The organism is Agromyces luteolus, from assembly GCF_009729855.1.
GTDB classification, from domain to species: domain Bacteria; phylum Actinomycetota; class Actinomycetes; order Actinomycetales; family Microbacteriaceae; genus Agromyces; species Agromyces luteolus.
In genome coordinates this window covers 17,275-32,478 of the sequence record NZ_WODA01000010.1, presented here as the reverse complement: position 1 = coordinate 32,478, position 15,204 = coordinate 17,275, and the positions used below count along the sequence as shown (strand labels likewise).

23 protein-coding genes are annotated in these 15,204 nt (G+C 73.0%); 15 read left to right on the top strand and 8 right to left on the bottom strand.

Annotated features, from left to right (window positions below):
• Nucleotides 1-378 precede the first annotated feature (378 nt).
• The 8 genes from GLX25_RS06945 (at nt 379) to GLX25_RS06905 (ending at nt 3,860) form a co-directional block, all read left to right on the top strand.
• Nucleotides 379-825, top strand: a complete 447-nt coding sequence (locus GLX25_RS06945; protein ID WP_155841584.1) for a hypothetical protein — start codon at nt 379-381, stop codon at nt 823-825.
• A gap of 40 nt (nt 826-865) precedes the next feature.
• Nucleotides 866-1,102, top strand: coding sequence for a hypothetical protein (locus tag GLX25_RS06940; protein ID WP_155841583.1), 237 nt, complete (start codon nt 866-868; stop codon nt 1,100-1,102).
• Nucleotides 1,099-1,443, top strand: a complete 345-nt coding sequence (locus GLX25_RS06935) for a type II toxin-antitoxin system PemK/MazF family toxin (RefSeq protein WP_271192573.1) — start codon at nt 1,099-1,101, stop codon at nt 1,441-1,443. The genes GLX25_RS06940 and GLX25_RS06935 overlap by 4 nt, the downstream gene beginning before the upstream one ends.
• A gap of 118 nt (nt 1,444-1,561) precedes the next feature.
• Complete coding sequence (locus GLX25_RS06930) at nt 1,562-1,810, top strand: type II toxin-antitoxin system Phd/YefM family antitoxin (protein ID WP_155841582.1); 249 nt, start codon at nt 1,562-1,564, stop codon at nt 1,808-1,810.
• Nucleotides 1,807-2,064 (top strand): type II toxin-antitoxin system RelE family toxin, encoded by a 258-nt coding sequence (locus tag GLX25_RS06925; RefSeq protein ID WP_166548553.1) that lies wholly within the window; start codon nt 1,807-1,809, stop codon nt 2,062-2,064. Before GLX25_RS06930 ends, GLX25_RS06925 begins: the two co-directional genes overlap by 4 nt.
• A gap of 78 nt (nt 2,065-2,142) precedes the next feature.
• On the top strand, nt 2,143-2,643 hold the full coding sequence (locus GLX25_RS06920; RefSeq protein ID WP_155841580.1) for a hypothetical protein: 501 nt from the start codon (nt 2,143-2,145) through the stop codon (nt 2,641-2,643).
• A gap of 118 nt (nt 2,644-2,761) precedes the next feature.
• Complete coding sequence (locus tag GLX25_RS06915) at nt 2,762-3,337, top strand: recombinase family protein (RefSeq protein WP_155841579.1); 576 nt, start codon at nt 2,762-2,764, stop codon at nt 3,335-3,337.
• Between the two features lie 253 nt (nt 3,338-3,590).
• Nucleotides 3,591-3,860, top strand: a complete 270-nt coding sequence (locus GLX25_RS06905; protein WP_155841578.1) for a hypothetical protein — start codon at nt 3,591-3,593, stop codon at nt 3,858-3,860.
• Nucleotides 3,861-3,897: 37 nt separating this feature from the next.
• Here GLX25_RS06905 and GLX25_RS06900 read toward each other — a convergent pair whose 3' ends face one another.
• The 3 genes from GLX25_RS06900 to GLX25_RS06890 are packed head-to-tail and all read right to left on the bottom strand — an operon-like array spanning nt 3,898 to nt 5,521.
• Nucleotides 3,898-4,155 carry a DUF6510 family protein gene (locus GLX25_RS06900; protein ID WP_155841577.1) on the bottom strand — a complete coding sequence of 86 codons (258 nt, stop codon included), beginning with the start codon at nt 4,153-4,155 and terminating at the stop codon, nt 3,898-3,900.
• Nucleotides 4,155-4,931 (bottom strand): FAD-binding oxidoreductase, encoded by a 777-nt coding sequence (locus tag GLX25_RS06895; protein ID WP_271192574.1) that lies wholly within the window; start codon nt 4,929-4,931, stop codon nt 4,155-4,157. The genes GLX25_RS06900 and GLX25_RS06895 overlap by 1 nt, the downstream gene beginning before the upstream one ends.
• Nucleotides 4,928-5,521: a sulfite oxidase-like oxidoreductase gene (locus tag GLX25_RS06890; protein ID WP_155050735.1), complete on the bottom strand. Its 594-nt coding sequence runs from the start codon at nt 5,519-5,521 to the stop codon at nt 4,928-4,930. The genes GLX25_RS06895 and GLX25_RS06890 overlap by 4 nt, the downstream gene beginning before the upstream one ends.
• Before the next feature lie 126 nt (nt 5,522-5,647).
• On the opposite strand from GLX25_RS06890, the gene moaA reads away from it, so the two are divergent.
• Together moaA and GLX25_RS06880 are read left to right on the top strand one after the other, a co-directional pair.
• The gene (moaA, locus tag GLX25_RS06885; protein ID WP_155841576.1) at nt 5,648-6,715 is read left to right on the top strand and encodes a GTP 3',8-cyclase MoaA; all 1,068 of its coding nucleotides are present in this window, start codon (nt 5,648-5,650) and stop codon (nt 6,713-6,715) included.
• Entirely contained in the window at nt 6,708-6,986 is a 279-nt protein-coding gene (locus tag GLX25_RS06880; protein ID WP_420837645.1) for a MoaD/ThiS family protein, read from the top strand. The genes moaA and GLX25_RS06880 overlap by 8 nt, the downstream gene beginning before the upstream one ends.
• A gap of 30 nt (nt 6,987-7,016) precedes the next feature.
• On the opposite strand, the gene GLX25_RS06875 is transcribed toward GLX25_RS06880, so the two are convergent.
• From GLX25_RS06875 to GLX25_RS06860, 4 genes are read right to left on the bottom strand one after another with little or no spacing between them, the layout of a single operon-like run.
• Entirely contained in the window at nt 7,017-7,460 is a 444-nt protein-coding gene (locus tag GLX25_RS06875; protein WP_155841575.1) for a molybdenum cofactor biosynthesis protein MoaE, read from the bottom strand.
• Nucleotides 7,453-8,529, bottom strand: coding sequence for a bifunctional molybdenum cofactor biosynthesis protein MoaC/MoaB (gene moaCB / locus GLX25_RS06870; RefSeq protein WP_309299153.1), 1,077 nt, complete (start codon nt 8,527-8,529; stop codon nt 7,453-7,455). Before moaCB ends, GLX25_RS06875 begins: the two co-directional genes overlap by 8 nt.
• Entirely contained in the window at nt 8,526-9,722 is a 1,197-nt protein-coding gene (locus GLX25_RS06865) for a molybdopterin molybdotransferase MoeA (protein WP_155841574.1), read from the bottom strand. Before GLX25_RS06865 ends, moaCB begins: the two co-directional genes overlap by 4 nt.
• Nucleotides 9,722-10,828: a HesA/MoeB/ThiF family protein gene (locus tag GLX25_RS06860; RefSeq protein ID WP_155841573.1), complete on the bottom strand. Its 1,107-nt coding sequence runs from the start codon at nt 10,826-10,828 to the stop codon at nt 9,722-9,724. Before GLX25_RS06860 ends, GLX25_RS06865 begins: the two co-directional genes overlap by 1 nt.
• Nucleotides 10,829-11,017: 189 nt before the next feature.
• Here GLX25_RS06860 and GLX25_RS06855 point away from each other — a divergent pair, with 189 nt between their 5' ends.
• From GLX25_RS06855 to GLX25_RS06835, 5 genes are all read left to right on the top strand, one after another.
• Nucleotides 11,018-11,674, top strand: a complete 657-nt coding sequence (locus GLX25_RS06855) for a GNAT family N-acetyltransferase (protein WP_155841572.1) — start codon at nt 11,018-11,020, stop codon at nt 11,672-11,674.
• 117 nt (nt 11,675-11,791) lie between these two features.
• Nucleotides 11,792-12,208, top strand: coding sequence for a TOBE domain-containing protein (locus GLX25_RS06850; RefSeq protein ID WP_155841571.1), 417 nt, complete (start codon nt 11,792-11,794; stop codon nt 12,206-12,208).
• Between the two features lie 29 nt (nt 12,209-12,237).
• A complete protein-coding gene (gene modA / locus GLX25_RS06845; RefSeq protein WP_155841570.1) occupies nt 12,238-13,050 on the top strand; it encodes a molybdate ABC transporter substrate-binding protein in 813 nt (270 codons plus the stop codon).
• A complete protein-coding gene (locus GLX25_RS06840) occupies nt 13,047-13,898 on the top strand; it encodes an ABC transporter permease (RefSeq protein WP_166548552.1) in 852 nt (283 codons plus the stop codon). The genes modA and GLX25_RS06840 overlap by 4 nt, the downstream gene beginning before the upstream one ends.
• Complete coding sequence (locus tag GLX25_RS06835) at nt 13,895-14,656, top strand: ABC transporter ATP-binding protein (protein ID WP_166548551.1); 762 nt, start codon at nt 13,895-13,897, stop codon at nt 14,654-14,656. Before GLX25_RS06840 ends, GLX25_RS06835 begins: the two co-directional genes overlap by 4 nt.
• 20 nt (nt 14,657-14,676) lie before the next feature.
• Here the strand turns inward: GLX25_RS06835 and GLX25_RS06830 are convergent, their stop codons facing one another.
• On the bottom strand, nt 14,677-15,159 hold the full coding sequence (locus GLX25_RS06830; RefSeq protein ID WP_155841568.1) for a SixA phosphatase family protein: 483 nt from the start codon (nt 15,157-15,159) through the stop codon (nt 14,677-14,679).
• Between the last annotated feature and the right edge of the window lie 45 nt (nt 15,160-15,204).

Below are 15,204 nucleotides of genomic sequence, written 5' to 3'. Positions count from 1 at the left end.
ATCAACCCCCAGCAGCAACCGCAGCTGGGAGAACTCGCCCTCCACTAAACCCGGGGCGCTTCAACGCGCTTGCCGATTCGGAGGCGCGAGGATTCGACGCCGCCGTTAATGATCCTGAGACGGTCGACCAACCAAGCGCGCACTCCCGCGAAGCCGATACCGACCATTCCCCACCAGAACGCAAGGAAGAACATGGCGGTCGTCGGCATCCCGGTCATTCCCTCTCGATCACCAGCTCAGATCGGGCTACGAGGAGCTGCGGATGGAAGCGTATCGCCTCGACGACCGATCAGACCGACCGATCATCGTTGAGGGATCGTCGAAGGGATGGCCCGCCGGGAATGGTCGGTCCACATTCGGCTGCCATACCCTCGGAGTGTGATGGCGCGACTTTCCCGGAGGATCTGGATCTCCGCGGCAACCGTGGCAGCCGCGGTCACGATCGGCTCGGTCGTAGGCGGAGCGTGGTGGCTAGGCAGAGGCGTCTTCGACCCGCAGTGGAACCTGACGTTGGCTGACGTGATGGAGAGCAAGTCTGGCGGCGCTGATGCCAAGACCGAACCCACGAACGTGACGTCCTCGGTCTGCGACGAGACAGTGCGGTGTATCGAGGCCTACGACACCGCCGAAGCGCTCTATCTCCGCTTCGATACGCGCGCGGGAGCTGCGAAGCACGAATCGACAATCGCGGATGGCTTCCAGTCGAATTACGTTGTTATGGACTTCGCCGGCAAGAACGGGGTGACCAAGACCAAGCAGCTTTGGGCCATGCAGCACCTCGCCGGGATGTGGCAGGACTACGTAGGTGACTTCCCTGACCGTTGAGGGATCGCCTGCGTGGCAGCCACGGCGGTATACTCGGAGTATGACCACGACGATCAAGGTGAGCGATGAGCTCCGCGATCGCCTCAAGGAGCAGGCGGCACGCGACGGGCTCACGCTCGGCGCGCACCTCGCGCACCTCGCGGACGCGGAGGACCGCAGGTGGCGGCTGAGCACCTTGAAGGCGGCGGTCTCCGCATCGACGGCCGCGCAGGCCGGCTCGCACGCTCGGGAGTCGGCGGAGTGGGAGCGCACCGAGCTTGCTGACGCCCAGTCGTGACCGAGGCGGAACTCGCCCCCGGTGTCATCGCCTGGGCATCGCTCGAGCCGGTTCGTGGTCGGGAGCAAGGTGGCCACCGTCCCGTCCTGGTCGTCGCCTCCGTCGGATACCTGGACGCGGTCACGACCCTGGCGATCGTGCTGCCGATCACGACCACCGATCGCGGGTGGCCCAACCACGTCCGGGTCGACGGGCACAGCGGTCTCGATCGACCGTCCTGGATCATGACCGAGCAACCGCGGACCCTGTCGCGTGACCGGCTTACGAGGATCTCGGGTCAGGTATCGACCGATTGTCTCGGAGCCGTGCGGATGTGGCTGGGTGACTTCCTCGATCTCTGACCACGACCGGCACCAGACATCATCGGCGGCCTCCACGTCGCGCGGGGGGATCGTCGGAGAGCGTGTGGCCGCCCGCTGCTTCATGTACATAAAGGCACGACAGATGTACAATTGCAACATGTCCAGTGTCAGCGTCGCAGACGCCCGCAGCCACCTGTCGGACGTGATCGCCCGATCCCAGCAGGAAGCCGTCTTCATCGAACGGCGCGGCCAGCGCGCCGCGGTCGTCGTGAGCCCGGAGCGATACGAACGCATGCTCGAGGCACTCGAAGACGCCGAGGATGCAGCCGCCTTCGATGAAGCGATGGCCGAAGAAGGCGAGAACATCCCCTGGGACCAGGTCAAGAAGGACCTGGGCTGGGAGTGAGCTACCGGATCGAACTCCGACCCGCCGCCATCCGAGCGCTCAAACGCATCGACCACCAGGACCGCGATCGCATCCGAGGCGCGATCGCCCTGCTCGGCCAAGATCCGCGCCCGCCGGCGGCGAAGGCGCTCCAGGGCCGTGATGGCCTCAGGGTGCGCGTCGGCAACTACCGAATCATCTACACCGTCCAAGACGACGTGCTCTTGGTGGTCGTCGTCACCCTCGGGCACCGCCGCGACGTCTACGACCGCTGACCCGGCGCAGCGGCGCACCGAGGGATCGTCCTTGCGCCGGTGGCGATCCGCCCCAGCCATTCCGAATAGGGTGAGCTCGTGCTGTGGCGAAGGTACCGCTGGATAGTCATCACGTCCGTCCCGGCGGCCGCGCTGATCGGAATGCTCCTCGCCCTCGCCCTCTATCTGGGCGGCAATCCCGACTACCGGGAACAAGGAGGCTGGAGCGCATTCGCCTCGATGGCCGCGACAGGGACGGTGATTGGTGCGCTCACCTCAGTTCCCGCAATCATCGGCGCTGCGGCCGCGCTCGCCCTCAAAGACCGCAGGCTTCGGCGTACGTCCGGCGCCCGCGCATGGATCGGCGCGCTCGGCGCAGCGGCCGGCGCGCTGGTCGGCTGGACCGCGTTGACCACGATCAACGCCATCCTCACCACCGAAGGCGGTGCCTGGTTCTCTGTGTACCTGATCTTCGCCGTCTTGGCTTCACTCATCTCAGGAGCTGCGGCCGCCGCGCTCATCTGGTGGACCGAGATACGAGCCCTGGCCGCGGAAGCGCCAAAGGTTCGCGCGAATGGTGCCGCTGAGTCAGCCCGCTGACGGATCGCTGATGCGTCGACGACAGGAGCACGTCGAAGCGCGCCGCCAGCCGTGCTGTCGGTGGCGTCGGCGCCAGCCGAGGCTTGCCGCTGACTCGATCGGCGCGCACGCTGCCGAGATGAACGAGATGCTCATCGGATACGCGCGCGTGTCCACACACGATCAGGACCTGACGATGCAGCGAGCGGCGCTCGAACGACTCGGCGTGACGCCCGACCGCATCTACACCGATCAGGGGCAGACCGGAAGGAACCGCGATCGGCCGGGGCTCCGGCTGGCCATGGCGGCATGCCGGGACGGCGACACGTTCGTCGTCACGAAGCTCGACCGGCTCGCTCGATCGCTTCGCGACGCGCGCGACATCGTCGACGAACTCACGGCGAAGAACGTCAAGCTCAACGTCGGAGGGTCCCTCCACGACCCGAACGACCCCGTCGGACGGCTCCTGTTCAACGTGCTCGCGATGGTGGCGGAGTTCGAGTCCGACCTCATCCGCGCCCGCACCCGCGAAGGAATGCAGCTCGCTCGGGCGAAGGGTCGGCTGCACGGGCGCGTACCGAAGCTGTCGGCGGCGCAGCAGGCGCTGCTCGTCCAGGTGCACCGCGGCGGCACCCACACCATCGTCGAGCTCAGCCAGATCTTCAAGGTGTCGCGTTCGACGGAGTACCGCACGATTCACCGGAACGACGCCTGACGAGTCCTTTCAGTGCGGGCGCCTCGAGGCCGATCCCTCCGAGCCGGCCGATGAGGGAACTGGTGCGTCTACCACTACGCGGCGAACACGGAGGAGTTGCTGGGACGCGATGGTCGACGTCGCGTTCGACGAGATCGAGCTGCCCCGCGAAGGGACCGACTGGCAGTCGGCGATGAGACGGCGAGCGGTAGCGCTCGCAGCGCGGGTCTCATCGTGCTGCGGCCGTCGGGCTGCGGGAACGAGATAATGGAGGATGTCCTCCTCTGTCGAAGTCCGCTCCAATCCGGCGGCGTGGGCCGCGTTCTGGATCGCGTTGGCCGGCCTCCTGCTCATGCCCATCCCCTTGTTCATCGGGCTGATCCTCGGCGGCGGCCTCTCGATCGTCGCCGCGATCCTCGCCGTGATCGCCCTCTTCAAGGGGCTCGCGCGCAGCGGCAAGGGCATCGCGCCCGTCGTGTTCGCCGCGATCTTCATCGCGCTCACGTGGGGCGGCATCTCGATCGGCGGCGGGATCGTCTGGTAGGTCGAGGGAGACGGTCGCCGGCGCCTCACCTCGATCGCTAGCGCCGCACCTCGATCGCGGTCACGCCGCCGAAGTCGATCCAGGCCCGTTCGCCGGTGTCGACGAGCACCGCGAGCACGTGGTCGCACGTCGAGCACCGCACGACCGTGCCGGCGCCGCTCATGTAGACCATCGCGCGGGCGAGTTCGGCGACCGTTCCGCACGCCCGGCATCGCCCGGTCGCGGTCGTGATGTCGAACGAGAAGAAGTCGGCGAGCGGTCCGGCGATCGCGTTGCCGTCGACGTGGCCGGTCATCAGGTGCCTCCGAATCGCTCGGTGCGGATGTCTCGGGGGTCGTGCCCGAGTTCGATGAGCCATGAGGCGACCTGCTCGACGAAGCCGGTCGAGCCGCAGACGAACACGACGGGTCGATCGGCGGCCGGGATCGCGGCCGCCTCGAGCTGCCCGCGCGTGATCCGTCCGGGCGGCGTCGGCCATCCGTCGGGCGCACGCCTCGAGTACACGAGATCGAGCCGGAACGGCGCGCGCGCCGCCGCGAGCGCGGCGAGTTCGTCGGCGAAGTAGACGTCGTCGGGCGTGCGCACGGCGTAGAGCAGGCGGAACGGCGTCGGATCGTCGGCATCCGCGTGCGCCTGCGCCATCGCGAACAGGGGTACCACGCCGGAGCCGCCGGCGATGAGCTGCACCGGGCGCGCAGCGCCGCCGTTCGTCTCCGGCCGCCACACGAAGAACGCGCCGAGCGGCCCGTGCACCTCGAGCATGTCCCCGGCGCGCACCGCCTCCACGAGGAATGGCGACACCTCCCCGTCGGGCAGCTCGTCGACCGCGAGCACGACCCGCGAGCCGTCCCCCGATGAGGCGATCGAGTACGACCGCGTCGCCGTGTAGCCGTCCTCGGCGGTCAGCCGCACGTCGAGGTGCTGCCCGGCGGCGTTGCCGGGCCATCCGTCGACGTCGAGTTCGAGCCGGGCGGCGCTCGGCGTCTCGCGGCTGGTGCGGGCGACGGTCGCGACATGCCAGCCCGCACGCGGCACGGTCGCCGTCGTCGGCACGGTGGGCGAGTCGCTCACCAGTACCGCTCCTCCTTCCACGGGTCGCCCCGCAGGTGGTACCCGTTCTGCTCCCAGAACCCCGGCTCGTCGTCCTCCATCATCACGAGGCCGCGCACCCACTTCGCGCTCTTCCAGAAGTAGAGGTGCGGGACGAGCAGCCGGGCCGGGCCGCCGTGCTCGGGGTCGAGCGGTTCGCCGTCGAACTCGAACGCGATCCACGCCTTCCCGTCGAGCAGGTCGTCGAGCGGCACGTTCGTCGTGTACCCGCCGTAGCTGTGCGCCATCGTGTACGCGTAGTCGGTGTCGACGCCCTCGAACAGGGTGTCGAGGGCGACCCCGCGCCATCCGGTGCCGAGCTTCGACCAGTGCGTGACGCAGTGGATGTCGGTCGTGACGTCCTCGATCGGCAGGGCCATCAGCTGGTCCCAGTTCCACGAGTGCTGCGCACCCGACTCGGTGCGGATCGTGAACTCCCAGTCGGCCGTGTCGATGTCGGGCGTCGGACCGGCCGACAGCACCGGGAAGTCGCCGACGAGCGTCTGTCCCGGCGGCAACCGGTCGTCACGCTCGCGGCCCCGGCCCGTGAATCCCCTGGTGATGAACGACATGGCGCCCCCTCCCGACGGTCTCACGATAGTGAGGCGAGGGGCGGATGTCACCGGGTACGCCATCTCGTCACCTTCACGAAACGTCCCACCGGTCCCGCCGGCCGATCCGATGCGTAGGGTTGGTTCATGGCTGCCATCGCGCTCGGCATCCCGGCCGTCCGCCGGGGCGGCTCCGACGTGCCGTCGACGGAGGGCAGGCCGGATGTCCCGGGGCTCGTCGATCGCTTCGGGCGGGTCGCGCACGACCTGCGGATCTCGATCACCTCGGCCTGCTCGCTGCGCTGCACGTACTGCATGCCGGCCGAGGGCCTTCCCGTCATCCCGCGCGACGAGCTGCTCTCCGCCGACGAGATCGGCCGGCTCGTCGGCATCGCGGTGCGCGACCTCGGCGTCCGCGAGGTGCGCTTCACCGGCGGCGAGCCGCTCACTCGGGGCGACCTCGTCGAGATCGTCCGCCGCAGCGCCGAGGCGGCACCCGGCACGCCGCTCGCGCTCACGACGAACGGCATCGGCCTCGACAAGCGCGCGGAGGCGCTCCGCGATGCGGGGCTCACGCGCGTGAACGTCTCGCTCGACACGCTCGACCGCGAGCACTTCGCCCGGCTGACCCGACGCGACCGCCTCCCGGCCGTGCTGGCCGGGATCGCGGGCGCGCACCGCGCCGGCCTCGGGCCGCTGAAGGTCAATGCCGTCCTCATGCGGCAGACCCTGCACGATGCGCCCGAGCTGCTCGCCTGGGCGATCGAGCACGGGTGCCGTCTCCGCTTCATCGAGCAGATGCCGCTCGACGCCGACGAGGCGTGGCGCCGCGAGCACATGGTCGACGCCGATGAACTGCTCGCCGTCCTCGGCGCGCGCTTCGCGCTGACGCCCGTCGGACGCGAGGACCCGGCGGCGCCCGCCGAGGAGTGGCTCGTCGACGGCGGTCCGGCGACGGTCGGGATCATCGCGTCGGTGACGCGTCCGTTCTGCGGCGCGTGCGACCGCACTCGGCTCACGGCGGAGGGCTCGGTGCGCTCGTGCCTGTTCGGCGACGACGAGACCGACCTGCGCGGCCTGCTCCGCGCGGGCGCGGGCGACGACGAGATCGCCGGCGTGTGGCGCGCGGCGATGTGGGCGAAGAAGGCCGGGCACGGGATCGACGACGTCGACTTCGTCCGCCCGGTCCGGACGATGGGAGGCATCGGTGGCTGAGACGCTGAGCCCGACGACCGTGCACACGGTGCTCGTGCGCTACTTCGCGGCGGCCGCCGAGGCCGCGGGGGTCGAGGAGGAGCGCCTCGAGCTCGCGGGCGACGCGGCCACGGTCGGTGCGCTCCGCGACCTGCTCGTCGACCGGTACGGCGCACCGATGGCCCGCGTGGTCGCGAACGGCTCGTTCCTCGTCGACGGCGTCGTGCGTCGCGACCCGGCCGCCCGCATCGGCGCGCAGGTCGATGTGCTGCCGCCGTTCGCCGGCGGCTGAGCCGAGACCGTCAGGCGGGAACGCGACGCGTCAGAGGTTCACCCACTCCGTCGCGCCGCCCGCGAGGTGCTGGCGCTTCCAGATCGGGGTGCGCTCCTTGATGCGGTCGACGAGCAGCGCGCACGCCGCGAACGCCGCGGCGCGGTGCGGGGCGGCGACGGATGCCACGAGGGCGACGTCGCCGATCCCGAGCGCGCCGACGCGGTGGGCCGCCGCGACGGCGAGGCCGGTCTCTCGGGCGACCTCGGCGCAGGTCTCGCGCAGGAACCGCTCGGCGTCGGGGTGCGCGGAGTAGTCGAGGGCCGACACGGTCTCGCCGTGGTCGTGGTCGCGGATCACGCCCTCGAACGTCACGAGCGCGCCGTCGCGCCTGGAGAGGACGAACGACTCGACCGCGGCACGGTCGATGGGTGCGTCGGTGACCAGGGCGTAGACCTCCGGATCCGCACCGGACGGGCGGTCGGGCTCAGGCATGCGGCGCTCCCCCGTGCTCCATGCGCTCGGACTCCCCGACGGGCTCGTCGCCCACGGCGCCCGCGATCGGCCGCCCGGCGTGGTCGCCGCCGGCGACCTGGTCGACGAGGTGCGGCAGCAGCTCGTCGAGCACCGCGAGCCCGTCGGCGACGCCGCCGCGCGAACCGGGGAGGTTCACGACGACCGTGCGGCCGGCGACGCCAGCGAGCGCCCGGCTCAGTGCGGCGGTCGGGGTCGCGGAGCGACCCGCGGTGCGGATCGCCTCGGCGACGCCGGGCAGCTCGCGATCGAGCACGGCGTGCGTCGCCTCGGGCGTGCGGTCGGTCGGGCTCACGCCCGTGCCGCCCGTGGTGAGGATCACGGCCGGCTGCTCGTCGACGGCGGAGCGGAGCGCGTCCGCGATGTCGGCGTCCGCGACCACGCGCGGCGCGGCCGCGTCGAAGCCGCGCGAGCCGAGCCATCCGACGATCACCGGACCCGTCGTGTCGTCGGCGGTGCCGGCGGCGGCGCGGGTCGAGGCGACGAGCACGATCGCCCTCCGCGTGCCCGCGGCATCCGTCGCCGGCGTCTCGGGCGACGCCGCGTCATCCGCCCGCCACACGCCGCGCTTGCCGCCGCGCTTCTCGACGAGACGGATGCCGCCGAGCTGCGCCGCCGGGTCGACGGCCTTGACCATGTCGTGCAGCGTGAGGCCCGCGACCGCGACCGCCGTCAGGGCCTCCATCTCGACCCCGGTACGGCCGGTGGTCGTCGCGGTCGCCCGGATCGTGACGGCGGACTCCTCGAAGCCGAAGTCGATCGACACGGCGTCGAGCGGCACGATGTGCGCGAGCGGGATCAGCTCGCTCGTGCGCTTGGCCGCCGAGATGCCGGCGATGCGCGCGGTGGGCAGCACGTCGGCCTTCTTCAGCCCGTCCGACCGGACGAGCGCGACGACCTCGGCCGTCGTGTCGAGCCGCCCCTCGGCGATGGCGACGCGGCGTGTCACGGGCTTGCCGCCGACGTCGACCATGCGTGCGCGGCCGTCGTCGTCGAGGTGCGTGAGCTCGCTCATGTGACCCTCGCTCATAGGTACACGGTATCGACCTCGGCGCCGGCCGCCAGCGCCTCGATCGACTCGGGGATGACGATGAGCAGTTCGGATGCCGCGAGCGCGGCGACGAGGTGGGACCCGGGGCCCCCGACGGGCATCGCGAGCCCGTCGGCGGTGCGGTTCCCCCGGAGGAACTGCCGCTTCCCGGGAACGGACCGGACGCCCTCGGCGAGCGGCATCCGCTCGGTGCGAGCCGGCGGCAGGCCCGCGATCGCCCGGAGCGACGGCGCGACGAACAGCGCGAACGAGAGCTGGGCGCTGACCGGGTTGCCGGGGAACGCGATGAGCGGCACGCCGCGGTGGACCCCGGTCGCCTGGGGGCCGCCGGGCTGCATCGCGACGGACCCGACCCACGCGCCGCGCGGCTCGATGAGCTCGCGCACCACCTCGTAGGCGCCCTTCGAGATCCCCCCGCTCGTGAGGATGAGCTCGGCCCCGGCGTCGACGGCGGCGTCGAGCTCGGCGCGCAGGCGAGCCACGTCGTCGCGGACGCGTCCGGCGTGCACGACGACGGCGCCGCATGCGTCGACCGCGGAGCGCAGCGCGACGCCGTTGGCGTCGGGAAGCTCGCCCGGTCCGAGCGGCGTGCCCGGCTCGACGAGCTCGCTGCCGGTGCTCACCACGGCGACGCGCACGCGCTCGCGCACGAGCAGCTCGGTGAGTCCCGACGCGGCGGCGGCGGCGAGGTGGCGCGGTGCCAGGCGGATGCCGGCGGGGAGCACGTCGCCGCCGGCGGCGAGGTCGGACCCGGCCTCGCGCACGTACTCGCCGGCGGCCCGCGCGCGGAGGATGCGCACCGACCCGGAGCCATCGACGGCCTCCGTGTCCTCGACCGGAACGACCGCGTCGGCACCGTCGGGCACGGGCGCGCCCGTCATGATCCGCACCGCGGTGCCGGCCGCGAGCGGCGTGGGCTCACCCGGCGCCGCCGCGGACTCGCCGACGACCGGGAGCTCGACGGGCGCGCCGGCCACGTCGGCCGCCCGCACGGCCAGGCCGTCCATCTGCGAGTTCCGGAACGGCGGCAGGTCGATCGGCGACTCGACGGGCGACGCGGTGGTGCGGCCGAGCGCGTCGGCCACCGCGACCCGCTCCGTCGGGCGGGCTCCGAGCGGGGCCAGCAGGGACCGCACGAACCGGGCGTGCTCGTCGAACGGGATCCGGGTCATCAGTACCTCGTCAGCTCGGGGTCCACGGCGAGCGACCACGCGTCGATGCCGCCCGTCAGGTTCCGCACCTCGGCGAATCCCGCGGCGAGAAGGTGCTCGGCGGCGAGCCTCGAGCGGACGCCGAGGTGGCAGTACACGACGAGGGATGCCGCGGGGTCGAGCTCGCCGGTCCGGGCCCCGAGCTCGTGCAGCGGGATCAGGATCGAGCCCTCGATCGCGACGAGGTCGGCCTCCCACGGCTCGCGCACGTCGAGCAGCCGCGGGGGAGCGTCGGACGCGAGTTCGGCGGCGAGCGCGACCGCGTCGACCTCGGCGGGCGCGGGCGGCCCGGGGGATCCGGCGGCGGCGACGGGCCGCGCCGTCGCGACCGTCGCGCGCGGCGCATCCTCGGCCCGCGCATAGGCGATCTCGCGGGTCCGCCCCGTGAGCGCGTCGTAGACCGCGACTCGCCCGAGCATCGGCTCACCGAGCCCGGCGAGCAGCTTCAGCACCTCGCCCGCCATCAGTCCGCCGGTCACCGTGCACACGGTGGGCAGGATGCCGTCGACCTCGCAGCTGAGGCCCGCATCGGCCGGGGGCTCGGGGAAGAGGTCGCGGTACGAGACGCCGCGGGCCTCCCACGACACGCCGACCTGGCCGGAGAACCTGGCCGCCGAGCCCCAGACGAGCGGGATGCCGGCGCGCGCGGCCGCGTCGTCGGCGACGTACCGGGTGAGGATGTCGTCCGTGCCGTCGACCACCAGGTCGGCGTCGGCGAGCAGGTCGTCGGCGTTGCCGGCGTCGAATCGTGCGCGCACCCCCTGCACGGTCGCGTCGGGTGCGAGCAGCCGCGCGGCATCCGTCGCCGAATCGACCTTGGCCCGGCCGACGTCGGCGTCGTGGTGGAGGGTCTGCCGGTGGAGGTTGGTGGGTTCGACCACGTCGTCGTCGACGAGCGTGAGCCGGCCGACGCCCGCGGCGGCGAGCGCGGGGATCACGGCGCTTCCGAGCCCGCCCGCGCCGAGCACGACGACGTGGGCTCCCGCGAGTCGGCGCTGGCCGGCCGCGCCCATTCCCGGGAGGACGCGCTGCCGCGCGAACCGCGGCGCATCGGGATCGAGGGGCATGGCTCGATTCTCGCAGCAGGGCTACGCCATCGGGGCGCCACAGGCAATCCCTGTCGTCCTCACAGGAACGCCGCCTACCGTCGAAGGCAGGCCGTGCCGTCGAGGTGCCGCGGTCCCACGGGCGGAGGACGACGCGATCTCGGTCTTGCGCGGCGTGGACGAATGCGGGAGCGTGATGAGGGGGCCTCGATGAGCCGCACGACAGGAGCACCGCCCGGCGCCGGGCGAAACGGATCGACCGACGTGCTCCGCCTGGTCCGCGACCTCGTCCCGCAGCGCCCGCGATTCCTGCGCGGACCGCGCATCCCCGACGGCGTCCGCTCCCCCGTGATCGTCACCGAACGCCTCCGGCTGCGCCCGCATCGGCTGGCCGACGCCGCCGCCTGGTACGAGCTGCAGTCCGATCCGGCGGTGGTCGAGCACCTCTCGTGGCCGCTGCGCACCCGGGCGGAGTCGTTCGTGCACCTCTTCCACCGCACGCACCACACGCGGCTCGAGCAGCGCGACGACTTCCTCGCCCTGGCCGTGCTCCTCGACGATCGGCTGATCGGCGACGCGTCGCTGCACCTGCGAACCCTGGAACCGGCGTCCCGCCGGCTCGAGGTCGGCTGGGTCATCGGTCCGCGGTGGCAGGGCAAGGGGTACGCCGCCGAGGCGGGGCTCGCGATGCTCGGTCTCGCGTTCGACGAACTGGGCGGATCGGTGGCCGAGGCGCACATGACGGTCGGCAACACCGCATCGAAGGCGCTCGCCGAGCGGCTCGGCTTCGAGGAGATCGCGAACGACGGCACGACGCGCGTGATGGCCATCGACGCGGATCGCTACCGTTCGCTGCACGCCGGCTGAGCCGTCGGCGGTCGGAGCGCCCTGGCGACCGCCGACCTGCCACCCCGCGACCGCGGTGGACTTTGCCCGCATGTGCGGATATTCTCGCAGTATGGTGACGCATCCGCGGACGAGATCATGACGTCCTTCCGCATCAGCGAGGCGGCGGCCCTGCTGGGGGTGAGCGACGACACGGTCCGGCGCTGGGCCGAGGCCGGGCGCCTCCAGCTCGAACGGGGCCCGAACGGCATGCGCTTGGTCGCGGGGTCGGAGCTCGTCCGACTGCTCGGCGACGAACCCGACGGCGGCGCGCTCGCGCAGGCCTTCCCCCTCGCGCGCGCCTCGACGCGCAATCGGTTCGTGGGCCTCGTCACCGCCGTCCGGCGGGACGGCGTGATGGCCCAGGTGGAGCTGCGCGCAGGCCCCTTCCGCATCGTCTCGCTCATGAGCCGCGAGGCCGCGGACGAGCTCGGACTCGAACCCGGCATGCTCGCCGCGGCGAGCGCCAAGGCCACGGTGGTCTCGATCGAGCTGCCGGGCGGGGTCGACGGGTGAGCCGACGAGCGCGAGGCGTACGGCGACGGATGCTCCGCTCCCGCGTCGCACGCGTCGCGCTCGCCGCCGCCGTGGTCGGCGTGCTCGCGGCGTGCGCGGGCGGCGCGGGCGACGCGGACGGCACGGGCGGCCCCGGCCCCGCGACCCCCTCGACCGCGGACGCCCTCGAGTCCGGCACGATCACGGTGTTCGCGGCCGCCTCCCTCACCGACGCGTTCGAGGAGCTCGCCGCACGGTTCGAGGAGCGGCATCCCGAGGTCGACGTGGTGCTGAACCTCGGCGGCAGCGCCGCACTCGCGCAGCAGGTCGTCGCGGGCGCCCCGGCCGACGTGTTCGCGGCCGCAGCCGAACCGCCGATGGCGACCGTCGTCGACGCCGGGCTCGCCGACGACGCGACCGTCTTCGCGACGAACACCCTCGAACTCGCCGTGCCCACTGGCAACCCGGCGGGGATCGCCGGGCTCGACGACCTCGCGCGCGAGGAGCTCCGGATCGCGCTCTGCGACGAGAGCGTGCCGTGCGGCGCCGCCGCCGCGACGCTGCTCGACGAGGCGGGCGTCGACGCGGCGCCCGACACGCTCGAGTCCGACGTGAAGGCCGTGCTCACCAAGGTCGCGCTCGGCGAGGTGGACGCGGGGCTCGTGTACCGGACGGACGTGCGCTCGTCCGGCGGGTCGGTCGAGGGCATCGACGTGCCGGCCGCGGCATCCGTCGTCAACCGCTACCCGATCGCGGCGCTCGCCGAGGCGCCGCACCCGGCCGCCGCGGCCGCGTTCACGGCGTTCGTCACGGGTCCGGAGGGCCGGGACGTGCTCGACCGGCTGGGGTTCGGCGCGCCGTGACCGCCCCGCAGACGACGCCCCGCGCGCCGACGCGCCGACGCCCGCCCCGCGCGCACGGCGGCCTCGCGTGGCCCGTCGCCGTGCTCGCCGGCGTCGGCCTCGCGGTCCTCGTGCTGCCGCTCGTCGCGCTGGTCGCTCGCGCGCCGTGGGGCGAGCTCGGCGAGCTGCTCGCCCGCGAGTCGGTGCTCGAGGCCCTGGTGCTCTCGCTCGGCACCGCGACCGCGGCGACGGGCGTCTGCCTCATGCTCGGGGTGCCCCTCGCCGTCCTCCTCGCGCGCGCGGCCGCGTGGCCGACGCCGGCGCGGCGGCTGCTCAGGGCGGCCGTGACGGTGCCGCTGGTGCTGCCGCCCGTCGTGGGCGGGATCGCGCTGCTGCTCCTGCTCGGCCGCCGCGGCCTGATCGGGAGCGCGCTCGACGACCTGTTCGGCATCACGGTGCCGTTCACGACCGGGGCCGTCGTGCTGGCGCAGGTGTTCGTCGCGCTGCCGTTCCTCGTCTTCGCGGTCGAGGGGGCGCTGCGATCGACCGACCGCCGGACCGAGCTCGCAGCCGCGACGCTCGGCGCGTCGCGCTGGCAGGTGTTCCGGCACGTGACGCTGCCGCTCGTCGCACCCGGGGTCGCCGCGGGCGCGGTGCTCTGCTTCACGCGCGCGCTCGGCGAGTTCGGCGCGACGATCACGTTCGCCGGGTCGTTGCCGGGCGTCACCCGCACCCTGCCGATCGCGAGCTACCTCGCGATGCAGACCGATCCCGACGAGGCGATCGCGCTCGCGCTGCTGCTGCTCGCGGTGTCCGTCGGCGTGCTGCTGCTCCTCCGCGATCGATGGCTGCCGGGGGTCCGCGGATGACGCGCGAGACGCCGGCGCCGTCTCCTCCGCCGCGGGGGCCGGCCGGCGCGCGTCCCGCCCTGCACGCCGACGTCACCGTCACGCGCGGCGCGCACCGCGTCGAGGCGGCGTTCGACGCGCTGCCGGGGCATCCGCTCGCCGTCGTCGGGCCGAACGGCGCCGGCAAGTCGACCCTGCTCGCCGCGATCGCGGGGCTGGTCCCGGTCGATGCCGGTCGCGTGCGCATCGGCGACCGCGACGTCGACCGCCTCCCTCCCGAGCGGCGTCGGGTCGGCGTGCTGTTCCAGGACTACGTCCTCTTCCCGCACCTCACCGTGCGCGACAACGTCGCATTCGCCGCGCGCATGCGCGGGTCGCGGCACGACGCCCGCGCCGCCGCCGAGCCCTGGCTCGCCCGGTACGGCCTCACCACGCTCGCCGACCGGCTGCCCGGCGAGCTCTCGGGCGGGCAGGCGCAGCGCGTCGCACTCGCCAGGGCGCTCGCGGCCGAGCCCGAGGTGCTCCTCCTCGACGAGCCGATGTCGGCGCTCGACGTCGAGCTCCGACACGACATGCGGGCCGAGCTCGCCCAGCACGTCCGCGAGTTCGGCGGCGCGACGGTGGTCGTCACGCACAGCAGGGCGGATGCCGCGACCCTCGCCGATCACGTCCTCGTGCTCGAGGACGGGCGCGTGACCCAGCGCGGCACGCTCGAAGAGCTCGCCGCAGCGCCCGCGACGCCGTACGTGCGCCGGATGCTCGCGACGTCGGAGGGCTGACCGGCGAGCGGCGTGCGGCGTCAGCGAGGCGTGTCGAGGTGGACCGCGACCGCGGCCGCGTCCGGGATCTCGGACCACGACCACACCGCGAACCGGAACTCCGCGACGGCGCAGGTCGGCATGTGCTCGATCTCGCCCGAGAGCCGGTAGGCGAGGTCGGACATGCCCGGATCGTGCGCCACCACCATGGCGGTGCCCACGTCCTCGTCGAGTTCGGCGACCACGCCGAGGATCGCGTCGGGGCCGGCACCGTAGAGGCGTTCGTCGAGCACGAGCACGTCGGCGGGCAGTTCGAGCGCCGCGGCCATCGCCTCAGCGGTGGTCCGCGCGCGGACCGCGGTGCTCGCGCGGATCGCGTCCGGCACGACCCCGCGCTCGCGGAGCCGGCCCGCCATCTCCGGGGCGTCGCGCCGCCCGCGATCGTTCAGCGGCCGGTCGTGGTCGGCCAGGGTCGGATCACCCCACGCCGACTTCGCGTGACGCACGAGCACGAGGGTCTTCATGGGCCGAGTCTGCCACCGCGGGCGCGGCGCGTCACGGTGCGCGGG